General features: G+C 46.3%; 33 protein-coding genes and 1 rRNA gene. 2 read left to right on the top strand and 32 right to left on the bottom strand.

All coding sequences use genetic code 11. The features are described from left to right. Both H615_RS0100825 and H615_RS0100830 read right to left on the bottom strand, forming a co-directional pair. Window positions 1-187: ribosomal RNA gene (locus H615_RS0100825) — 16S ribosomal RNA — on the bottom strand; the annotation flags it as partial. Window positions 188-610: 423 nt separating this feature from the next. Further along, window positions 611-832: a hypothetical protein gene (locus tag H615_RS0100830; RefSeq protein WP_027953383.1), complete on the bottom strand. Its 222-nt coding sequence runs from the start codon at window positions 830-832 to the stop codon at window positions 611-613. Between the two features lie 120 nt (window positions 833-952). Here H615_RS0100830 and H615_RS0100835 point away from each other — a divergent pair, with 120 nt between their 5' ends. After that, window positions 953-1,711 (top strand): polysaccharide deacetylase family protein, encoded by a 759-nt coding sequence (locus H615_RS0100835; RefSeq protein ID WP_027953384.1) that lies wholly within the window; start codon window positions 953-955, stop codon window positions 1,709-1,711. Between the two features lie 34 nt (window positions 1,712-1,745). On the opposite strand, the gene H615_RS0100840 is transcribed toward H615_RS0100835, so the two are convergent. Beyond that, a complete protein-coding gene (locus H615_RS0100840) occupies window positions 1,746-2,351 on the bottom strand; it encodes a KinB-signaling pathway activation protein (RefSeq protein WP_027953385.1) in 606 nt (201 codons plus the stop codon). Between the two features lie 137 nt (window positions 2,352-2,488). Here H615_RS0100840 and gerD point away from each other — a divergent pair, with 137 nt between their 5' ends. Next, complete coding sequence (gene gerD, locus H615_RS0100845; protein WP_035531086.1) at window positions 2,489-3,127, top strand: spore germination lipoprotein GerD; 639 nt, start codon at window positions 2,489-2,491, stop codon at window positions 3,125-3,127. Window positions 3,128-3,172: 45 nt separating this feature from the next. Here gerD and H615_RS0100850 read toward each other — a convergent pair whose 3' ends face one another. The 29 genes from H615_RS0100850 to rpsQ form a co-directional block, all read right to left on the bottom strand. Beyond that, a complete protein-coding gene (locus H615_RS0100850; RefSeq protein ID WP_027953387.1) occupies window positions 3,173-4,225 on the bottom strand; it encodes an Mrp/NBP35 family ATP-binding protein in 1,053 nt (350 codons plus the stop codon). A 74-nt stretch (window positions 4,226-4,299) separates the two neighbouring features. Beyond that, window positions 4,300-5,028: an N-acetylmuramoyl-L-alanine amidase CwlD gene (cwlD, locus tag H615_RS0100855; RefSeq protein WP_027953388.1), complete on the bottom strand. Its 729-nt coding sequence runs from the start codon at window positions 5,026-5,028 to the stop codon at window positions 4,300-4,302. 189 nt (window positions 5,029-5,217) lie between these two features. Next, entirely contained in the window at window positions 5,218-5,610 is a 393-nt protein-coding gene (gene rpsI / locus H615_RS0100860) for a 30S ribosomal protein S9 (protein WP_027953389.1), read from the bottom strand. Window positions 5,611-5,627: 17 nt separating this feature from the next. Next, window positions 5,628-6,065: a 50S ribosomal protein L13 gene (gene rplM, locus H615_RS0100865; protein WP_027953390.1), complete on the bottom strand. Its 438-nt coding sequence runs from the start codon at window positions 6,063-6,065 to the stop codon at window positions 5,628-5,630. Window positions 6,066-6,290: 225 nt separating this feature from the next. Next, window positions 6,291-7,031 carry a tRNA pseudouridine(38-40) synthase TruA gene (truA, locus tag H615_RS0100870; protein WP_027953391.1) on the bottom strand — a complete coding sequence of 247 codons (741 nt, stop codon included), beginning with the start codon at window positions 7,029-7,031 and terminating at the stop codon, window positions 6,291-6,293. A gap of 15 nt (window positions 7,032-7,046) precedes the next feature. Beyond that, complete coding sequence (locus H615_RS0100875) at window positions 7,047-7,844, bottom strand: energy-coupling factor transporter transmembrane component T family protein (protein WP_027953392.1); 798 nt, start codon at window positions 7,842-7,844, stop codon at window positions 7,047-7,049. After that, window positions 7,837-8,706 carry an energy-coupling factor ABC transporter ATP-binding protein gene (locus tag H615_RS0100880; protein ID WP_027953393.1) on the bottom strand — a complete coding sequence of 290 codons (870 nt, stop codon included), beginning with the start codon at window positions 8,704-8,706 and terminating at the stop codon, window positions 7,837-7,839. The genes H615_RS0100875 and H615_RS0100880 overlap by 8 nt, the downstream gene beginning before the upstream one ends. After that, complete coding sequence (locus tag H615_RS0100885; protein WP_027953394.1) at window positions 8,682-9,521, bottom strand: energy-coupling factor ABC transporter ATP-binding protein; 840 nt, start codon at window positions 9,519-9,521, stop codon at window positions 8,682-8,684. The genes H615_RS0100880 and H615_RS0100885 overlap by 25 nt, the downstream gene beginning before the upstream one ends. 185 nt (window positions 9,522-9,706) lie before the next feature. After that, the gene (gene rplQ / locus H615_RS0100890) at window positions 9,707-10,066 is read right to left on the bottom strand and encodes a 50S ribosomal protein L17 (RefSeq protein ID WP_027953395.1); all 360 of its coding nucleotides are present in this window, start codon (window positions 10,064-10,066) and stop codon (window positions 9,707-9,709) included. Between the two features lie 41 nt (window positions 10,067-10,107). After that, the gene (locus H615_RS0100895; RefSeq protein WP_027953396.1) at window positions 10,108-11,052 is read right to left on the bottom strand and encodes a DNA-directed RNA polymerase subunit alpha; all 945 of its coding nucleotides are present in this window, start codon (window positions 11,050-11,052) and stop codon (window positions 10,108-10,110) included. A gap of 178 nt (window positions 11,053-11,230) precedes the next feature. Beyond that, window positions 11,231-11,626, bottom strand: coding sequence for a 30S ribosomal protein S11 (gene rpsK / locus H615_RS0100900; protein WP_027953397.1), 396 nt, complete (start codon window positions 11,624-11,626; stop codon window positions 11,231-11,233). A gap of 30 nt (window positions 11,627-11,656) precedes the next feature. Beyond that, window positions 11,657-12,022: a 30S ribosomal protein S13 gene (gene rpsM, locus H615_RS0100905; protein WP_027953398.1), complete on the bottom strand. Its 366-nt coding sequence runs from the start codon at window positions 12,020-12,022 to the stop codon at window positions 11,657-11,659. Window positions 12,023-12,046: 24 nt separating this feature from the next. Continuing rightward, entirely contained in the window at window positions 12,047-12,160 is a 114-nt protein-coding gene (rpmJ, locus tag H615_RS0100910) for a 50S ribosomal protein L36 (protein ID WP_002509257.1), read from the bottom strand. Window positions 12,161-12,188: 28 nt separating this feature from the next. Beyond that, window positions 12,189-12,407, bottom strand: coding sequence for a translation initiation factor IF-1 (gene infA / locus H615_RS0100915; RefSeq protein WP_027953399.1), 219 nt, complete (start codon window positions 12,405-12,407; stop codon window positions 12,189-12,191). Next, window positions 12,385-12,720, bottom strand: coding sequence for a KOW domain-containing RNA-binding protein (locus H615_RS0100920; protein ID WP_027953400.1), 336 nt, complete (start codon window positions 12,718-12,720; stop codon window positions 12,385-12,387). The genes infA and H615_RS0100920 overlap by 23 nt, the downstream gene beginning before the upstream one ends. A 16-nt stretch (window positions 12,721-12,736) precedes the next feature. Next, the gene (map, locus tag H615_RS0100925; RefSeq protein ID WP_027953401.1) at window positions 12,737-13,483 is read right to left on the bottom strand and encodes a type I methionyl aminopeptidase; all 747 of its coding nucleotides are present in this window, start codon (window positions 13,481-13,483) and stop codon (window positions 12,737-12,739) included. Further along, window positions 13,480-14,133: an adenylate kinase gene (locus tag H615_RS0100930; protein WP_027953402.1), complete on the bottom strand. Its 654-nt coding sequence runs from the start codon at window positions 14,131-14,133 to the stop codon at window positions 13,480-13,482. The genes map and H615_RS0100930 overlap by 4 nt, the downstream gene beginning before the upstream one ends. Window positions 14,134-14,175: 42 nt before the next feature. Next, on the bottom strand, window positions 14,176-15,468 hold the full coding sequence (gene secY / locus H615_RS0100935; protein WP_027953403.1) for a preprotein translocase subunit SecY: 1,293 nt from the start codon (window positions 15,466-15,468) through the stop codon (window positions 14,176-14,178). After that, the gene (gene rplO, locus H615_RS0100940) at window positions 15,468-15,908 is read right to left on the bottom strand and encodes a 50S ribosomal protein L15 (RefSeq protein WP_027953404.1); all 441 of its coding nucleotides are present in this window, start codon (window positions 15,906-15,908) and stop codon (window positions 15,468-15,470) included. Before rplO ends, secY begins: the two co-directional genes overlap by 1 nt. Before the next feature lie 30 nt (window positions 15,909-15,938). Continuing rightward, window positions 15,939-16,121, bottom strand: coding sequence for a 50S ribosomal protein L30 (gene rpmD, locus H615_RS0100945; RefSeq protein WP_027953405.1), 183 nt, complete (start codon window positions 16,119-16,121; stop codon window positions 15,939-15,941). A 13-nt stretch (window positions 16,122-16,134) separates the two neighbouring features. After that, window positions 16,135-16,635 (bottom strand): 30S ribosomal protein S5, encoded by a 501-nt coding sequence (rpsE, locus tag H615_RS0100950; RefSeq protein ID WP_027953406.1) that lies wholly within the window; start codon window positions 16,633-16,635, stop codon window positions 16,135-16,137. Window positions 16,636-16,655: 20 nt separating this feature from the next. Beyond that, window positions 16,656-17,018 carry a 50S ribosomal protein L18 gene (gene rplR / locus H615_RS0100955; RefSeq protein WP_027953407.1) on the bottom strand — a complete coding sequence of 121 codons (363 nt, stop codon included), beginning with the start codon at window positions 17,016-17,018 and terminating at the stop codon, window positions 16,656-16,658. Between the two features lie 35 nt (window positions 17,019-17,053). Further along, entirely contained in the window at window positions 17,054-17,590 is a 537-nt protein-coding gene (gene rplF, locus H615_RS0100960) for a 50S ribosomal protein L6 (protein ID WP_027953408.1), read from the bottom strand. 30 nt (window positions 17,591-17,620) lie between these two features. Then, window positions 17,621-18,019, bottom strand: coding sequence for a 30S ribosomal protein S8 (gene rpsH, locus H615_RS0100965; protein ID WP_027953409.1), 399 nt, complete (start codon window positions 18,017-18,019; stop codon window positions 17,621-17,623). Window positions 18,020-18,049: 30 nt separating this feature from the next. Continuing rightward, window positions 18,050-18,235, bottom strand: a complete 186-nt coding sequence (locus H615_RS0100970) for a type Z 30S ribosomal protein S14 (protein WP_027953410.1) — start codon at window positions 18,233-18,235, stop codon at window positions 18,050-18,052. Window positions 18,236-18,261: 26 nt separating this feature from the next. Next, the gene (gene rplE, locus H615_RS0100975) at window positions 18,262-18,801 is read right to left on the bottom strand and encodes a 50S ribosomal protein L5 (RefSeq protein WP_027953411.1); all 540 of its coding nucleotides are present in this window, start codon (window positions 18,799-18,801) and stop codon (window positions 18,262-18,264) included. A gap of 26 nt (window positions 18,802-18,827) precedes the next feature. Beyond that, a complete protein-coding gene (gene rplX, locus H615_RS0100980) occupies window positions 18,828-19,139 on the bottom strand; it encodes a 50S ribosomal protein L24 (protein ID WP_027953412.1) in 312 nt (103 codons plus the stop codon). 40 nt (window positions 19,140-19,179) lie between these two features. Then, the gene (gene rplN / locus H615_RS0100985) at window positions 19,180-19,548 is read right to left on the bottom strand and encodes a 50S ribosomal protein L14 (protein ID WP_027953413.1); all 369 of its coding nucleotides are present in this window, start codon (window positions 19,546-19,548) and stop codon (window positions 19,180-19,182) included. A 42-nt stretch (window positions 19,549-19,590) separates the two neighbouring features. Then, a complete protein-coding gene (rpsQ, locus tag H615_RS0100990; RefSeq protein WP_027953414.1) occupies window positions 19,591-19,854 on the bottom strand; it encodes a 30S ribosomal protein S17 in 264 nt (87 codons plus the stop codon). Between the last annotated feature and the right edge of the window lie 16 nt (window positions 19,855-19,870).

A 19,870-nucleotide genomic window follows, 5' to 3' on the forward strand; every position in this document is an offset into this window, starting at 1 on the left:
GGCATTAGCCCCGGTTTCCCGGGGTTATTCCGATCTTACAGGCAGGTTGCCCACGTGTTACTCACCCGTCCGCCGCTCGTTCCACGAGCTTCACCCCGAAGGGATCCACTCGCTTCCCGCGCTCGACTTGCATGTATTAGGCACGCCGCCAGCGTTCGTCCTGAGCCAGGATCAAACTCTCCATAAAAGTAGTTTGACTTGCTCATTTGCACACCGAATGTGCTTTGTTTCAAATTTCTTCATTAAAGAAGAAATGTTTTGACGTACTGGTTGGTTCGTTCAGTTTTCAAAGATCAAATGTTGTCGGCCGTTTGAAAACAGCGACTTAATCATCTTAACATGTGTTGTTTTTCATGTCAACAACTTTTTTCATTAAGTTGAGAAAGCGTTTGGCTGTCGTTTTCGGCGACAAGTAATAATTTATCATGTGTGGGAAGCAGTGTCAACAACTTTTTCAAATCAATTTCAATTCAATTTCAAACTGTTTGGCAAGTCGTTTTGTTTCCCGACAACGTTTAATAATATAGCACAGTTTAAAAAACAAATGCAATACTTTTTAATGTTTTTTTAATAAAAAAATCCTGTACGGATGACAGGATTTTTCGAGCTGTTAGTTCTGCTTCTTTTTCCTCGGCATATACTGCAGGCATTCTTCCCTTGCAGCAAAGCGTCGGAAGATCTGAAAAAGCACTTCATACCTTTCTTCCATCGCCTGCTTCATTCCCTGATCAATCCGGTGATCACCCATATCAAAGGTGATCTCTTCCATTTCCCGCTTTAATAAGTACTCTATTTCACGACGCTCCTGTTCATTGATAATTAACCCATGCATCTGAAAGTACCTCCCTGATAAACAACTCTATTTATTTCTACCCTAATTTCATTGTTTTTAGCATAGGTTGTCCGCTTTTTCATATGTATAGAACATATTGGTAGGAAAGGAAGTCGATCCATGAGCTTTTACACGTGGAAAACAGAAAGACTCAAGCGTTACGGTATTATCGCTCTCCTTGCCTTATTTTGTGCTTTCGCCCTGTGGATCGGCCGCTGGGAGCAGCTGCCCGCTTTTTCTAATAATGGGGAGCCGCGCGCTCTTTCCCAAGGGAGCAGCGATCAGGACCATATCGCGCTGACCTTTAACATCAGCTGGGGAACGGAAAAGGTCAATGAAGTTTTAAAGCAGCTGGAAGCTCATCAAGTCCAGGCTACATTCTTCCTGAGTGGAGAATGGGCGGAGAGACACCCGGATATCGTCAAAACCATTCAGGAAGGAAAGCATGAAATCGGGATGATGGGCTACACATATGAAAGCTACCTTGAAAAAGAACCAGACCAAGTAGCCGGCGATTTAAAAAAGGCAGATGAAGTGTTTGCAAAGCTTGGTTTTGAAGACATTCAATGGATCCGGCCTCCACATGGTCATATGAATAAAGAGGTCTTAAAAACCATCGAACAAAACGATATGCAGGCCGTCCAATGGAGTTTGAATCCAAGGGACTGGGAAAATCCAGGCACCAATGCCATCATCGATGCCGTGTTAAAAGAAAGCTCTAAAGGAGATATCATTGTTTTGCATGCTTCCGATTCAGTCAAACAGACGCCTAAAGCCCTTGAAGTCATTCTCCCCGGATTGAAGCAGAAGGGGCTTTCCTTCGTCAGTATCACCGAATTAGCAAGTGGCGGCGAAGCCAAGACGAGTCAGATCCAATAATAAAAAAAGCCGCCGTAGGATACGGCGGTTTTTTTCAGGCATTTTCACTACGGGCAGGCCCCGTAAGGCGATGCAGCAGAAGAAGCTGATAGGCATTGCAGATAAATAAAGGAATGACCATCAACCATACATAATCACTCCCTGCCGCTCTAAGTGCCGGCACCCATTCCACCGTTGTAACGACAACCATAAAGAAAAGGGCGGGGATAAATGCATGGGCATTTGTCTCTTTTGTTTTAACGTAAGCCACAATCAGCGATAGAGCTAAAAGCGCAGCCGCTGTCACAATATACCCCCAGACAGATGCCCCATCCTCAGCTGCCTGATATCGAAAATACACCAAATCAAAAAGAGTAAAAGCAATTAAAAACAGCTGTACCGGTATCCATGCAGAACGGAACAGGCCCTTTCCGAATTGATTGACGGTCAAATAGGCGAAGAAACCCATTTGACTGATGATACTGAATATAAAACCCATGCCCGCAAAAAATAAAAGCAGACCGAACAGCTCAAATAATTGAAAGGGCTGCCAAAACTCGGCATACGAATCAAATTTAAAAAAGAAACTGGCCGCCAGGGTCACCCCGCCGCCGATCCATAACGTTGATAAAAATAACTGTACCCATTTACGACTGTTCACAAGCGCTCCCCCTATATGTACAAAACTTCCTCCCCGTATTTTATCATGAAGCCTGTCTGTTTGCCTCCGAACGTATAAAATTTGTCGAAACGCGAATAGTAAGGCTATGGAGAACATAAGAAAGGGGACATGCAATGATGTCCAGACTCCGTATATTGCTGCCCGTTCTCGTTCTTGTTTTCCTGGCCGCTTGTAATGGTTCATCAGGAGCAAGTGAACAGGCGGACTACGATACCACCAAGAAAATGATGGTCGATATCCTCAAGTCCGATGATGGAAAAAAGGCGATGACTGAAGTCCTTTCCGATGAGGAGATGCAGCAGTTCATGGCTCTAGAGTCCGAAGTCGTCTCTCAGGCTGTCCAGCAGACGTTGATATCTGAAGAAGGTAAAGCTTTTTGGAGCAAGCTTTTTTCAGACCCTACGTTCGTCCAGGAATTCAGCAAAGTTCTGGAGGACCAGCAGAAAGAATTGATGAAAGGGCTCATGAAAGATGCAGAATATCAGAAGTTGATGATCGACATTTATAAAAACCCTGAAATGATGGAGCAGATGGTCACTGTCATGCAGGGACAGAAGTTCAAGGCACATTTGGAGACCTCCATCGAGGAAACGTTGAATAGTCCTGTCTTCCAGGCAAAAATGACAGAAACACTGTTAAAAGCCGCAGAGGAAATGCAAAGCGGTGAAGAACAAGGCGGTCAATCCGAGGAAAGCGGCCAACAGAGTGGCGGAAGTCAATCTGAAAGCGGCAGCGAAGAAGGACAAAGCGGTTAATTCTATAAAAAATCACGCGCCCCGTGAAGGGACGCGTGGTTTTTATTAATATTTATCAATGACTTTGGCGGCCATATTCCGGTAAATGACACCGATCGGGTGATCCGCCTGATAAACAGAAGGAGCAAAGACTTCTTCTTCCTCATATGGCTGTTGAAGTGGCACGTGTCCAAGAACGGCTGTCTGCAGCGTATCCGCAAGCTTCACTCCGCCCCCACGGCCGAAGATGAACTCTTTGTTTCCTGTTTCTTTACTTTCAAAGTAAGCCATGTTCTCCACAACACCAAGAATCTCGTGTTCCGTCTTAATCGCCATCTGGCCAGCGCGCGCGGCTACGAAAGCAGCGGTCGGGTGCGGAGTCGTTACGATGATTTCCTTGGAAGAAGGAAGCATTGAATGGACATCCAGCGCTACATCTCCCGTACCTGGCGGCAGATCTAGAAGCAGGTAGTCAAGATCTCCCCATTCCACTTCCTTAAAGAAGCTTGTCAGCATTTTCCCAAGCATCGGTCCACGCCAGATGATTGGAGAGTTATCTTCCACAAAGAAGCCCATGGAAACGACTTTCACTCCAAATCGTTCAACAGGAATGATTTTTTCCCCGCGGACGACCGGACGCTCCTCCACGCCCATCATATCCGGAACACTGAAACCATAGATATCCGCATCGATAATGCCGACTTTCTTTCCAAGACGTGTTAAGGCCACGGCAAGGTTAACCGTTACGGTTGATTTACCCACCCCGCCTTTACCACTGGCGATGGAAATGAACTTTGTATCCGTATTGCCGCTCAGTAAAGAGGCATCCTCCGACTGCTGATCGGCCGGCTGTAATTTCTGAATGACCTCATCAGGAAGCTGGTCAAAGCGAAGACCGACTGTCGCCGCTCCCCCGCTTTTCAGGGCATTGACGATGGTCTGCTGCAGTTCCATCTGCTCCGCTGTATTCGTCTTTCCAATCAGAATCTTCACGCTGACATGATTTTTTTCTTCCTTGATTTTTACTTCTTCCACTCCACCGGTTTCTTCCAGTGTTTTATGTAAAAATGGATCTTGAATAGGGTTCAGGATTTCTAGTACTTTCTCTTGTGTCAACAAGCCGGTTCACCATCCTTAGAAAATGATCGTTTCCTGTAGTATAACATACATGAAACGCTTTCTAAGTGATTTGCTCACGATCCATTTTCCTCAGGGAAATCCCGTTCCGTTACAAACCGCAGCACCCCTTGATAGATCGAAGCAGCCATCTGCCTTTGATAATCGTCTGATTTCAACAGTTCCCGTTCACGGTCATTGGACAAAAACCCCGCCTCTACAAGGGCTCCGGGAGCCTGTGCATGCTTCAGGATATAGATATTGCTGAGCCCGAGAGCCTCGCGCTTTGTATTGCCCATGTTGGATTGTATTTCAGCTTGAATGAACTTGGCGAGATATTCACTTTCCTCGCTTTCCGGATAATAAAATGTCTGTGCCCCGCTCCACTTATCAGATGGAATGGCATTCAAGTGCAGACTTAAGTATAAATCCGCTTCTTTTTCTTCGATAAACTCCACTCTATTACGTATATCCTCCGACTTTCTCCTGGAAAGACCGGATGTTCCCTCTGAAGCAAGATCAGCATCCTCGTACCTCGTCATATATACAAGCGCCCCTGCCTGCTGGAGGTAATCCTGCAGGTATTCTGCCATCTTCAGGGTGATGATTTTTTCCTCTGTACCGTCCCCGCCTACCGCCCCACCATCCGGTCCACCATGGCCCGGGTCAAGAACGATCACTTTTCCGGACAGCGGCGATGACCAAACCGTCCATGCATCCTTCACTTCCTGAATCGGATAGGAAACCATGCACACAAGGACAATCACACCAGCCAGCCACAAAAAGGTCTTCAATCGTCGACTCACAATCGCTCACACTCCCTTGTACTTCCCCTGAATCATTGTATGGGACAAGAGACGAAAATATGAGCAGGTCAACTTCAGCACCAGCCTGGAGACTGAACTCAGGAATTGGAGGATACACCCTGAACGTATAGGAAAGCAAAAAAAGACTCCCAACCATAATGGTCGGGAGTCTTTCGGATTGTCCAAAACTTAACGCTTGGAGAATTGTGGCGCGCGACGGGCACCTTTAAGACCGTATTTCTTACGCTCTTTCATACGTGCGTCACGAGTCAATAGACCTGCGCGTTTAAGTGGTGTACGGTATTCTGGGTCAGCTTTAAGCAATGCACGGGCGATACCGTGACGGATTGCTCCTGCTTGTCCTGTGAATCCACCGCCGTCTACGTTTACGTAGACATCATAGTTACCTTCAGTTTCTGTTACAGCAAGAGGCTGTTTAAGAATCATACGAAGGGTTTCATATGGGAAAAAGTCTTCAGCATCACGTTTGTTAACTACTACACGACCAGTTCCTGGAACAAGACGTACACGAGCTGTTGAGCTCTTACGACGACCAGTACCGGAGTATTGTACTTGTGCCACTAGATTACCTCCTTTAATTATCCGCGAAGTTCGTAAACTTCTGGTTGTTGTGCTTCATGTTTGTGCTCAGATCCAGCATATACATGAAGTTTCTTGCCCATTTTACGTCCAAGACTTCCTTTTGGAAGCATGCCTTTAACAGCAAGTTCAAGCATCTGCTCTGGATATTTCGTACGCATTTCGTTAGCCGTACGGGACTTCAGACCACCAGGGTGGTTGGAGTGACGATAGTATACCTTATCGTTGATTTTGTTACCTGTTAGTTCGATCTCACCAGCATTGATGATGATGACGTGGTCACCAGTGTCAACGTGTGGTGTGTATGTTGGTTTGTTCTTACCGCGAAGGATCGCAGCAACTTCGCTCGCTAAACGGCCGAGTGTCTGCCCTGCAGCATCCACAACATACCATTTACGTTCAACGTTGTTTTCATTTGCCATGAAAGTTGTGCGCATATCGGTTTCCCTCCTGAAATGTTTTATTATCACATAGACTGATTAACTGCTTTATCATTTATCTCAAAGTACGATTAGTTTTCCGGGGCTAACCGTGGTACAGAAATAAAATGCCATAGAATATAATATAACACTCTATATTCATGTGTCAAGGGAATGCACACCTGGATTCGTTGTTTTTTTATGAGACAGAGGACCCAATGAATGGAAATTGTTCAGGACCTCTTAATAATCGACCTTCCATAGGAACAGCCCCTGAGGAGGAGCCGTCCGCCCTGCCGCTTCCCGGGTCCGGGCTTTTAAGATATCAGGAATATCCTCCGGGGCACGCTTTCCTTTTCCTATTTCCAGAAGTGTGCCGACAAGGATCCTTACCATATTATATAAAAATCCGGATCCCTTAAAGGTGAACACCACTTCTTCTCCACGGCTTTCTACATCCGCTTTAAAAATTGTGCGCACCTTGCTCCCCTTTAGATCTGTCTTCGGTGAACAGAAGGATGTGAAATCATGCTCTCCTTCGATATAGCCGCATGCCTTTTTCATGGCTGTTATGTCGAGAGGAGCTTTGACGTGAGAAGTATAATGACGGCGGAAAAGATCTGGATCGGGGTGATTCCTCACAAAATACCGGTATTCTTTTCCGGTTGTATCGTACCTGGCATGAAAACCACCGGTCGGCTGGTCAGCTTCCTTCACCTGAATGTCATCCGGCAGCATGGAATTCAGCGCCCGCCGCCAGTTACTGACGGGGATCTCGAGCGGTGTATCAAAATGAATCACCTGCCCGACAGCATGCACACGGGCATCGGTTCTGCCCGAAGCCGTCACCTTTACGGTCTTTCCTTTATGAATCTTTTTTAAAGCCTTCTCAAGCTCTTCCTGAATCGTGCCGCCATTCGGCTGAACCTGATAGCCTGCGTAACCGGAGCCATCATAGGCGATAGTCATACGTATACGATTCATATCCAGCACCTCCGATCATGAACGGGTCAGGAAGAGAACTGCGGCCAGCAGAATGAAAACAGCAAAGAGCAGCCAGTCCCTCCGCTCCAGTTTTAATTCTCTCAGCTTCGTTCTTCCTTCGCCCCCTTGATATCCTCGCGCTTCCATCGCCATAGCGAGCTCCTCTGCGCGTTTAAAGGCGCTGACAAACAAAGGGACCAGCAGAGGGACAACGGCCTTCACACGGTCTTTAAAAGCGCCTGTGCGGAAGTCTACCCCTCTTGAGGCCTGTGCCTTGGATATCTTTTCTGTCTCCTGCATCAATGTTGGGATGAAACGCAGGGAGATTGACATCATCAACGCCAGTTCATGGACAGGGAATTTCACTTTTTTCAAAGGACCCAGCAGCTCCTCAATGGCATCGGTAATCTCAATCGGCGTCGTCGTTAACGTAAGCAGGGAGGTAACGAGGATCAACAGGAAGAATCTCAGGGAAATCGCTGCCCCCTGGATCAACCCTTCCTCATAGACCGCCCAGCCGAACAGGCTGAACGCAACCTCTCCTTCCCTTGTCACGAACAAGTGAAGCAGGAACGTGAAGATGACCAGGAACCAGACCGGCTTCAGCCCCTTCATGATGTAGGAGAATGGAACTTTCGATAAAACGGCACTCGAGAGGGCGAACAACGCGAGCACCCCATAACTCATAACAGAGTTAGCAAAAAAGACGATCACGACATAAAAAAAGATGACAGCGATTTTGGAGCGGGGATCCAGGCGGTGAATAACAGAATCCGATGGAATGTATTGACCGATAATCAGGGAACTACTCATGATCGCCGCCCCCCTTCACTTTCAGGGCTATTTCCTTTGCTAACTCCGCTATCGTCTGGCCTTCGTATTCAAGATCAAGGCCATAATCCCGGGCCATTTTCAAAAAGGAAACGACTTCCGGTACGTCCAGCTGCACATCTTCCAGGGCCTGCTGCTGCTTAAAGATTTCCAGCGGGGTCCCTTCCCTGTAGACCTTCCCTTGATTCATGATGATAATATGATCGGCATAGGCAAGAGCATCCTCCATGCTGTGGGTTACAAGCACGGTTGTAAGACCCTTCTCTTGATGCAGGTGATAAAACATATCCATGATTTCCTTACGCCCGTTCGGATCAAGTCCGGCAGTCGGCTCATCCAGCACAAGCACTTCAGGATCCATAGCGAGAACACCGGATATGGCTACGCGGCGCATCTGTCCTCCGCTTAAGTCAAAGGGAGAACGTTCCAGAAGCTCTTCCGGCAGTTTTACCGCCTGCACCGCTTCTTTTGTCCGGCGTTTGATTTCGTCCTGTCCAACACCGAAATTCTGCGGACCGAAGCCGATGTCTTTTTCCACGGTTTCTTCAAACAACTGGTGCTCAGGATATTGAAACACGACGCCGACGTTTTCCCGAAGCTTCATCAGCTGTTTGTTTTTCTCTCCGGCCTTCATCGTATACGGGCCCACCTGCACCTGCCCTTCTGTCGGCTGAAGCAGCCCGTTCAGGTGTTGAATCAATGTGGATTTCCCAGACCCGGTATGACCGATGACCGCTACAAAAGAACCGGATTGGATGGTAAAGGACAAGTCATCCAAAGCTCTGTGTTCGAATGGTGTATTCGGCTGGTACGTGTAACTTACATGATCGAACGTGATGTCCATAATTCCTCCAACAACTCCTGGTGATTCAATGGCTCACGGGTAAGCGGCACACCTTCTGCTTTCAGGTGGTCGGCCAATTTACTAACGAATGGAGTATCCAAGCCAATTTCTTGTAAGTGTTCTTTTTTGGAAAATACGTCTCTAGGAGATCCCTGCATCCAAACCTCTCCTTTATTCATGACAATCACCCTGGAAGACTGAGTAACCTCATGCAGATCGTGAGTGATGGTAATCAGGGACAGGTCCCGTTCTTCCTGAACGCGGTGGACCGTGTTCATAATTTCCTTGCGCCCTTTAGGGTCGAGCATAGCAGTGGCTTCATCAAGAATGATGAACTTCGGTGACACGGCGAGGACACTCGCGATAGCTACCCGCTGTTTCTGCCCGCCTGACAGACGGTGTGGTTCCTGCTGCTCATAATCAGACATCCCTACGGCCGAGAGGCTCTCTTTGATCCTTTCCAGCATCAACTCCCTGGGCATGCCGTGATTCTCCATACCAAAAGCGACATCATCTTTCACAGTGGTCCCGACAAACTGGTTGTCCGGATTTTGAAAGACCATGCCTACCTGTTTTCTAACATCCCAGATGGTTTTTTCGTTGACCGGCATCCCATCTACCAGGATTTCCCCTTCCTGTGGAAACAGCAGTCCATTCATTAATTTCGCTATGGTCGACTTTCCTGAGCCGTTATGACCGATGACAGCCACCCACTCATCCGGTCCGATTGTAAAGCTTACATCTCTCAACACCCAGGGCATGTCCTCCTGGTATCGAAAAGATACGTTCCGGAACTCGACTTGTCTCTCTCCCATCTCTGTTCCTCCTCTGCTCAGCTGACGATTTCCCGGGAAATATGACACCATTCCCCGTTATAAAGAGAATTTCACCCTCCCATAACGGGAGGTATTCCCGCATCGGTATAAAAAAGTATAAAAAAAGGGCTGGATGTAACCTCATAATGAGATTCACTCCTGCCCTTTTACCCCGATGGTAATCATTATACTAGTTCGATGATTGCCATTTTAGCTCCATCACCTTTACGCTCGCCAAGCTTCAATACGCGAGTGTAACCACCTTGACGGTCCTCGTAGCGTGGGCCGATGTCAGAGAATAGCTTCTGCAGTGCAGTCTGCTCTCCTTCTTCATCAGCTTGTGCATTATATAGGAATGCTTCCGCTTGACGACGGGCATGAAGATCGCCGCGTTTACCTAGTGTAATCATTTTTTCTACAACAGACTTAAGCTCTTTCGCTTTAGCTTCTGTTGTTTCCAAACGTTCGTGTACGATCAGGTCAGTTGCCAAGCCGCGAAGCAAAGCCATGCGCTGATCTGTAGTACGTCCTAGTTTTCTAGCCATTGATAATCCCTCCCTTAACTGGATCTCTTAGATGTGTTCTATCAATCGTCTTTTCTTAGTCCAAGACCTAGTTCGTCCAGTTTATGCTTCACTTCTTCAAGTGACTTGCGGCCAAGGTTGCGCACCTTCATCATGTCTTCTTCAGACTTGTTGGCAAGCTCCTGCACAGTGTTGATACCTGCGCGCTTCAAGCAGTTGTAGGAACGAACAGAAAGGTCAAGTTCCTCGATCGTCATTTCAAGAACTTTTTCTTTTTGGTCCTCTTCTTTCTCGACCATGATTTCAGCTTTTTGAGCTTCATCAGTAAGGCCGACGAAAATGTTGAGGTGCTCCATATAAATTTTAGCTCCAAGAGAGATCGCCTCTTCTGGACGAATGCTGCCATCCGTCCAAACATCCAATGTCAATTTATCAAAATTAGATGTTTGACCGATTCGAGTATTCTCTACTTGATACGTCACACGGGAAACCGGTGTGAAGATAGAGTCAACGGGAATCACGCCGATGGGTAGATCCTCATGGTTATTTCCTTCAGCCGGACGATATCCTCGACCGCGTTCTGCTGTAATGCGAGCACGGAAGCTGGAATTGCTGTCGAGTGTAGCGATATGAAGGTCTGGATTTAGAACTTCAACGTCACTATCATGCGTAATATCAGCCGCGGTAACCTTGCCTTCACCCTGCACATCAATTTCTAAAGTCTTCTCTTCGTCAGAATACACTTTCAAAGCTAGTTTCTTCAGGTTCAAAATAACAGTTGTTACGTCTTCAACGACGCCTTCAATCGTGGAAAACTCATGAAGTACACCGTCAATTTGAACAGAAGTGACAGCAGATCCGGGAAGTGAGGATAATAGGATACGACGCAAGGAGTTCCCTAGAGTTGTACCATATCCACGTTCCAGCGGTTCTACGACGAACTTACCAAAAGTAGATTCATCGCTGATCTCGACCGTTTCAATCTTTGGCTTTTCAATTTCGATCATTTACTCAAACCCCTCCTTCAAAACGTCGAAACCCCGGTTAGACGACAGGTCTAACCGAAATTCCTCAGGTAGGCAGTCCCGATATAAGATAACTGCTTAATGGCTGTCTACTGCGGTCCTGATTTAAAAGCTATCATAACCCATTATAGACAGGGTGACAAATTCTATTCAGAACTTATTATACGCGACGACGTTTTGGTGGGCGGCAACCATTGTGTGGTACTGGAGTTACGTCACGGATTGCCGTAATATCAAGACCTGCTGCCTGTAGTGAACGGATCGCAGCTTCACGACCTGCACCAGGACCTTTTACTGTAACTTCAAGAGTTTTCATGCCGTTGTCCATAGCATCTTTCGCTGCTGCTTCAGAAGCCATTTGTGCAGCGAATGGAGTAGATTTACGGGAACCTTTGAAACCAAGAGAACCTGCACTGCTCCAGCTGATAACATTACCTTGGACATCAGTGATCGTTACGATTGTGTTGTTGAATGTAGAACGAATATGAGCCATACCCGTCTCTATATTCTTTTTCACGCGGCGTTTACGACTGCGAGTGTTTCCTTTACGTGCCATAGGATGAGTTTACCTCCTTTGTATTAATTATTATTTACGTTTGTTAGCTACTGTACGACGTGGACCTTTACGTGTACGGGAGTTGTTCTTCGTCTTTTGTCCGCGAAGTGGAAGACCACGACGGTGACGGATTCCACGGTAAGAACCGATTTCAATCAGACGCTTGATGTTTAGAGAGTTCTCACGACGAAGATCACCCTCAACGTTATGCTGTTCAACAGCTTGACGGATCTTACCTAGTTCGTCTTCTGTAAGATCGCGAACGCGGGTACTCTCAGATACACCAGCTTCAGCCAGGATGTCTGCAGCAAGGGATTTACCGATACCAAAGACATAAGTTAATGAAACAACCACGCGCTTGTCGCGGGGAATATCTACACCTGCAATACGTGCCATAAGTTACGTGCACCTCCTTTAAGATTAACCTTGTTTTTGTTTATGCTTAGGGTTTTCACAGATAACCATGACTTTACCTTTACGTTTGATGACTTTGCATTTTTCGCAAATTGGTTTTACAGAAGGCCTTACCTTCATCATCCATACCTCCTTTAAGATCGGAGTTTTATTTATAACGGTACGTAATACGTCCTTTTGTCAAATCATAAGGAGAAAGTTCTACCGTTACTTTGTCCCCAGGTAAGATTCGGATAAAGTGCATGCGAATTTTACCGGAAACATGAGCAAGAACGGTATGACCGTTTTCAAGTTCAACCTTGAACTGAGCGTTCGGTAAGGTTTCAACGACGGTCCCTTCTACTTCAATTACATCGTCTTTCGCCATCGAGTTGATCTCCCTTCTTCAAATCAGTCACTGCTTCATTGACATATTTTGCTACGGCAAATCGAAGCTTGCCATTTGTGACCCGACCAGTTTCCAGAAGGCTGTCCTGGACTTCCGGAGAGATGAAATCCATAAGCTCAACGTGCTGCAGATTCTTTTTCTTTGGTCGATCATACTTACGTTTCTCTCCGTCGGCAAGCAGCACAAAGCGGCCATCCAGCACACCGATCACCACTGCGTACTGTCCTGCCTCACGCCCCTGCACAATACGAACAATTTGACCTATTCGCGGACTCGACTCAGATTCGTTCAAAAACGATCACCTTCATTTAGGATTTTGTTAATATTTCGTAACCCTCATCCGTAATCGCGATGGTGTGCTCAAAATGTGCGCACATCTTTCCATCCTGCGTTACAACCGTCCATTGATCATTCAGGGTTTTCACATGACGTGAACCTGCATTGATCATCGGTTCAACAGCTAATACCATTCCAGGTTTTAATCGGGGGCCTTTGTTGGGAGGTCCATAATGAGGAATCTGTGGATCCTCATGAAGTTCCTGACCAACGCCGTGACCGACATATTCCCTTACTATGGAGAAACCTTCAGGCTCAACATAGCTTTGGATGGCATGCGATATATTTGAAAGGCGTTCACCTGGTTTTGCTTCATCAAGTCCTTTGAACAATGACTGCTCGGTAACTCTCAGCAGCTCCAATGTGCCCTCATCAACAGTGCCGACCGGATACGTCCAGGCCGAATCACCGTGATAGCCTTTATATTTTGCCCCAATATCGATACTGATAATATCACCATCGTTCAGGACCCTGTCTCCAGGAATACCATGAACAAGTTCTTCATTGACAGATGCACAGATACTGCCACGGAATCCATTATAACCTTTAAAAGAAGGGATTGCATCCATACTGCGTATGAATTTATCAGCAATCTTATCCAATTCTCCAGTAGTTATACCTGGGCGGATGTTTTCTTTCATCTTTTGGTGCGTCAGGGCGACAATGCGTCCTGCTTCACGCATAATATCTAATTCCCGCGGAGTCTTACATATAATCATTCAGCCAGTGCTCCAAGCTTCTGATCAATGTCAACAAATACTTCTTTGATGTCTTTATCACCTTCGAAGGAGACCAGGTAGCCTTGATCCTGATAGAAATCAAGCAGAGGCTGCTGCTGTTCTACGTTGACCTCGAGGCGTTTCTTAACGGTTTCAGGCTGATCGTCTTCCCGCTGAGTCAATGCTGAACCATCGTTATCACAGATCCCGTCCTCTTTAGGAGGGTTGAACACAACGTGGTACGTAGCACCGCAGGTCGGGCAGATGCGTCGTCCAGTCAGACGCTCGATAAGCTTCTCTTTTGGAACATCGATATGAAGAACATAATCCAGTGAACGTTCCATATCGGCCAGAAGGTTGTGAAGGGCTTCTGCCTGAGCGATGGTTCTAGGGAAACCATCGAGCAGAAAGCCTTTCTGACAATCCGGCTTACTTAGACGCTCGCGAACGATTCCGATGGTAACTTCATCCGGAACGAGTTCGCCTTTGTCCATATATGATTTGGCCTCTTGGCCAAGGGATGTTCCTTCTTTGATAGCTAAACGGAACATATCTCCAGTTGAGATATGAGGGATGTCATATTTTTCGACTATTTTCTCTGCCTGAGTACCTTTTCCGGCACCAGGGAGACCCATTAGGATTAAATTCAACGTCTTCCCCTCGCTCTCATTTATTCAATAGCAGGATGTTTATTATTTAATGAATCCTTTATAGTGGCGTTTTACAAGCTGACTTTCAAGCTGTTTCATCATTTCAAGGGCAACCCCGACAACGATGAGCAGGCTTGTTCCTCCAATTTGGACCGTCGGCGGCAGTTGCGCCAGGGAACCAAGGATGATTGGAAGGATGGAGACAGCTGCAAGGAAAATGGATCCTACAAAGGTTAATCGGTACATTACACGGGTCAGATACGTTTCAGTATTGGCCCCGGGACGAATCCCTGGAATGTAACCGCCCTGCTTCTTCAAGTTTTCTGCCATCTGCTCCGGATTAACCTGAACAAACGTGTAGAAATACGTGAAGGCAATAATTAACGCAACATAGATAATCATTCCCGGCCAGTTTTGGTAATCAAAGATATACTGGATAACAGAAGCTACTTCGCTGTCTTCAAAGAAGCCGGCAACGGTTCTCGGAGCGATAATAAAGGATATCGCAAAGATGACCGGGATAACTCCTGCAGCATTCACTTTGAGTGGAAGGTGAGTGGAATGTCCACCTACAGGGGAACGATTCACTAAACGCTTCGCATACTGGATCGGGATTTTACGAAGGGCCTGCTGGATGAAGATAACTCCAACCACGACCGCAACGATGACCAGGGCAATCAACGCGATGATTACCAGGTTGATGAACAGTTCGTCTCCTGCACCGGAGATGTACTGATCATACAACTGATTCACACCATTAGGAATCGCCGCAACGATACCTGCGAAGATTAGTATAGAAATACCATTTCCGACGCCATGTGCAGTGATTTGCTCGCCAAGCCACATTAGAAAAGCTGTTCCGCCTGTCAGCACAAGCGCAATGACTAAGAACTTGGTAACACCAGGATCCGAGATCAACTGACCTCCTGCCAAAGCGTTAAAACCAATGGACATACCAATGGCTTGAACGAAAGCGAGAACAATAGTTCCGTAGCGGGTAAACTGAGCTAATTTTCGACGGCCAACTTCACCCTGCTGTTTCCACTCAGCAAATTTCGGGACAACATCCATCTGCAGCAGCTGCATGATGATGGAGGCTGTAATGTAGGGCATGATCCCCATAGCAAAGATGGAGAAGTTCTGTAATGCCCCGCCTCCGAACGTATTCAGGAACCCAAATGCGTTCTGTTCATCCATGAAAGTGATGGCGTCTCTGTTTGTGAAAGGCACCGGGATGAAGGTTCCCAGGCGAAACACAACGAGCATCAGCAAAGTGAAAATGATTTTCCGTCGAATATCACCCACGCGCATAAAATTGGAGATTGTCCGGAACATTAAATCACCTCAGTTTGACCGCCCGCCGCTTCAATTGCTTCTTTTGCGGAAGCAGAGAACTTGTGAGCTTTCACTGTAAGTTTCTTCTCGATAGAACCTTTAGCCAATACTTTGATGCCGGCTTTTTGGTTGCTTACCACGCCGGATTCAAGTAGAAGCTCAGGAGTAACCTCTGTACCTTCTTCGAAACGGTTCAGGGCATCAAGGTTAACGATTGCGAACTCTTTACGGTGAATGTTTGTAAAACCACGCTTAGGCAGGCGCTGGAATAGTGGCATCTGTCCACCCTCGAAACCTGGGCGAGTTTTGCTGCCGGAACGCTGACCTTGACCTTTGTGTCCACGTCCGGATGTTTTACCATTACCAGAAGCCATACCACGGCCTACACGGTTACGCTCTTTACGAGTACCTTTAGCCGGTTTAAGTTCATGCAGTTTCATGCGTTGCACCTCCTTATTACTTTTCTTCTATTAAACTTCCTTAATCGTAACTAGGTGAGACACCTTATTAGCCATACCTCGGATCGCCGGGTTATCTTCAACTACGACAGTTTGTCGGATCTTGTTAAGACCAAGAGCCTTGACCGTAGCACGCTGATCTTGTGGTCTACCAATAACGCTGCGCGTGAGGGTAATTTCTAACTGATTAGCCATTTTATTTCCCTCCTTATCCTAGTTCTTGTACAGACTTACCGCGAAGTCTTGCAACGTCTTCTGCGCGCTTAAGCTCGCTAAGTCCAGTGAGTGTAGCACGTACCATGTTGATTGGCGTGTTAGAACCAAGAGACTTAGATAGAATGTCTTGAACACCTGCAAGCTCAAGTACCGCACGGACAGGTCCACCAGCAATAACTCCAGTACCTTCTGCTGCCGGCTTCATAAGAATGTTACCTGCACCAAAACGTCCGTTGATTTCGTGTGGAATCGTCGTGTTCTTCACTGGTACTGTGATTAGATTTTTCTTAGCATCATCAATGGCTTTTTTGATTGCTTCCGGTACCTCTTGGGCTTTCCCTGTACCGAAACCAACATGACCATTTTTATCTCCAACTACAACAAGCGCAGCAAAACGGAAACGGCGTCCACCTTTAACTACTTTCGCTACACGGTTGATAGTGACTACGCGTTCTTCAAGATCAAGTTTGTTAGGGTCGATGTTTAAATTCATTTGTGTCCCTCCTTTAACTATTAAAATTCAAGTCCGGTTTCGCGGGCTGCTTCAGCTAGTGCTTTCACACGGCCGTGATACAAGTAACCTCCGCGGTCGAATACAACAACTTTAAAGCCGTTATCGATTGCGCGTTGTGCTACCATTTCACCGACTTTCTTAGCAGCTTCCACGTTACCAGTCTGATCAAGGTCAAAACCTTTATCTACAGTAGATGCACTTGCTACTGTAACCTGGCTCTCATCATTGATGAGTTGAGCATAGATGTGGTTGTTAGAGCGGTATACGTTCAAGCGTGGGCGTTCAGCTGTTCCGAAAACATTTTTACGAACGCGGGCGTGGCGCTTCTTACGTACGACATTTTTATCTGCCTTCGTGATCATCTTGGTCACTCCTTTCTATACGTTACCTTAGAACCTTATTTAGCTGTTTTACCTTCTTTACTGCGTACACGTTCGCCTTCGTAACGAATTCCTTTGCCTTTGTAAGGCTCTGGAGGACGGATAGCACGGATGTTAGCAGCAACAGCACCAACTAGTTCTTTGTCGATACCTTTAACAGTAACTTTTGTGTTGGAAGGAACTTCGATTTCGATTCCTTCGCGTTTTTCAATTTCTACAGGGTGGGAATAACCAGCGTTCACAACAACTGTTTCGCCCTGCTTCTGAGCACGGTAACCGACACCGATGATTTCAAGGTTCTTCTCGAAACCTTTAGATACACCTTCAACCATGTTGCCGATCAGGCTGCGTGTTGTACCGTGAAGAGCGCGGTGCTCTTTGTGATCGCTTGGACGCGATACAGATAGAACGTTATCTTCAACTGTAACAGTAATGTCCTCGTGGAACGTACGAGTCAGTTCCCCTTTTGGACCTTTCACTGTAATCGTTTTGTTATCCTGAGTGATTTCTACACCTTCAGGAATTTCAAGAGTTTTTAATCCTACGCGAGACATATTTTTGCACCTCCTGTCTTGTTCGTTTTATTACCAGACGTAAGCTAGAACTTCGCCGCCGATGGCTTGTTCACGAGCTTCTTTATCTGTTAGGACACCTTTTGAAGTGGATACAACGGCAATACCAAGTCCGTTAAGAACTTTAGGAAGCTCTTCGGAGTTCGCATACACACGTAGACCTGGCTTACTGATACGTTTAACACCAGTGATTACGCGCTCGTTGTTCTGGCCGTACTTAAGGAAGATGCGAAGAACACCCTGCTTGTTGTCTTCTACAAATTCGTAGTCACGTACGAAACCTTCACGCTTAAGGATATCAGCGATTTCTTTTTTCACGTTGGAAGCTGGAAGTTCAAGCTTCTCGTGGCGAACCATATTCGCATTACGGATACGAGTCAGCATATCTGCAATTGGATCTGTCATTGTCATAACTCTTTTACCTCCTTCCCTGTTACGGGTTTACCAGCTGGCTTTTTTGACACCAGGGATTTGTCCTTTGTATGCAAGTTCACGGAAACAAATACGGCAAAGCTTAAACTTACGTAGTACGGAGTGCGGACGTCCGCAGCGTTCACAACGAGTGTATTCGCGTACTTCGTACTTCTGTTTACGCTGTTGCTTCGCGACCATTGATTTTTTAGCCACTATTTTCCCTCCTTAATGTCAGCTCATTATTTTTGGAACGGCATGCCGAATTGAGCTAATAGTTCACGCGCTTCTTCGTCAGAGTCAGCAGAAGTGACAATAACGATATCCATTCCACGCACTTTGTTTACTTTATCGTAATCGATCTCTGGGAAAATCAATTGCTCTTTAACACCAAGAGTGTAGTTTCCACGACCATCAAAAGCTTTCTTAGAAATACCACGGAAGTCACGCACACGTGGTAGTGATACGGCGATCAGCTTTTGTAGGAATTGGTACATACGCTCTCCGCGAAGGGTTACTTTCGCACCGATCGGCATACCCTCACGTAGACGGAAGCCTGCGATTGATTTCTTAGCTTTCGTAATCACTGGTTTCTGACCAGTAATCATCGTTAGTTCTTCAACAGCTGTATCAAGTGCTTTCGCGTTTTGAACAGCATCGCCTACACCCATGTTGACAACGATTTTCTCAACTTTTGGTGTCTGCATGATGGACTCATATTCAAATTTGCTCATCAGAGATGGAACAACTTCTTCTTTATATTGTTTCTTTAGTTCGTTCATCGTGTGGCCCTCCTTTCATCTATGGGTTATTTGTCCAGCGCTTCACCGGATTTTTTCGCGATACGAACTTTCTTATCGTCTTCGACTTTGTAACCAACACGGGTCGGTTCGCCAGTCTTAGGATCAATCGGCATTACGTTTGATACGTGGATCGCTGCTTCCTGAGTCAAGATTCCACCCTGTGGGTTTTCTTGAGACGGCTTCGCGTGTTTTTTCACTTCGTTCACGCCTTCAACAAGAACACGATCTTTCTTTGGATAAGCTTCAAGGATTGTACCTTGCTTGCCTTTATCCTTACCGCTAATGACCATTACTTTGTCACCTTTTTTTACGTGCATTCTACGCGCACCTCCTTAACAAGGCATTTCATTCAGGCTTTTATAATACTTCTGGAGCTAGAGATACAATCTTCATGAATTTAGCATCACGAAGTTCACGAGCTACCGGTCCGAAGATACGAGTACCGCGTGGTCCTTTGTCATCACGAACGATTACTGCTGCGTTTTCGTCGAAACGGATATAAGAACCATCTTTACGGCGCATACCGCTCTTAGAACGTACGATAACAGCTTTAACTACTTCACCTTTTTTAACAACGCCTCCTGGTGTTGCCTGTTTCACAGTAGCAGTGATGATATCACCAATGTTAGCTGTTTTACGGCCGGATCCACCCAAGACTTTGATCGTTTGGATTTCACGTGCACCAGAGTTGTCTGCAACTTTCAGACGAGATTCCTGTTGAATCATACCATGTAACCTCCCTTCGGATCATCTCCGAGCGAACTTTATTTAGATAATAACAGACTCTTCAACAACTTCTAGAAGACGGAAACGCTTGGATGCGGACAATGGACGAGTTTCCATGATGCGCACGATGTCGCCGTTTTTCGCCTGGTTGTTTTCGTCATGTGCTTTGAACTTTTTGGAATACTTTACGCGTTTGCCATAAAGCTTGTGGAACTTATAAGTTTCTACCATAACAGTGATTGTTTTGTCCATTTTGTCAGAAACAACACGGCCGGTATAAACCTTACGATTATTACGTTCAGTCATGTGAGGGTGACCTCCT

This window comes from Halobacillus kuroshimensis DSM 18393, from assembly GCF_000425705.1.
In the GTDB taxonomy this organism is placed as follows: Bacteria; Bacillota; Bacilli; order Bacillales; family Halobacillaceae; genus Halobacillus; species Halobacillus kuroshimensis.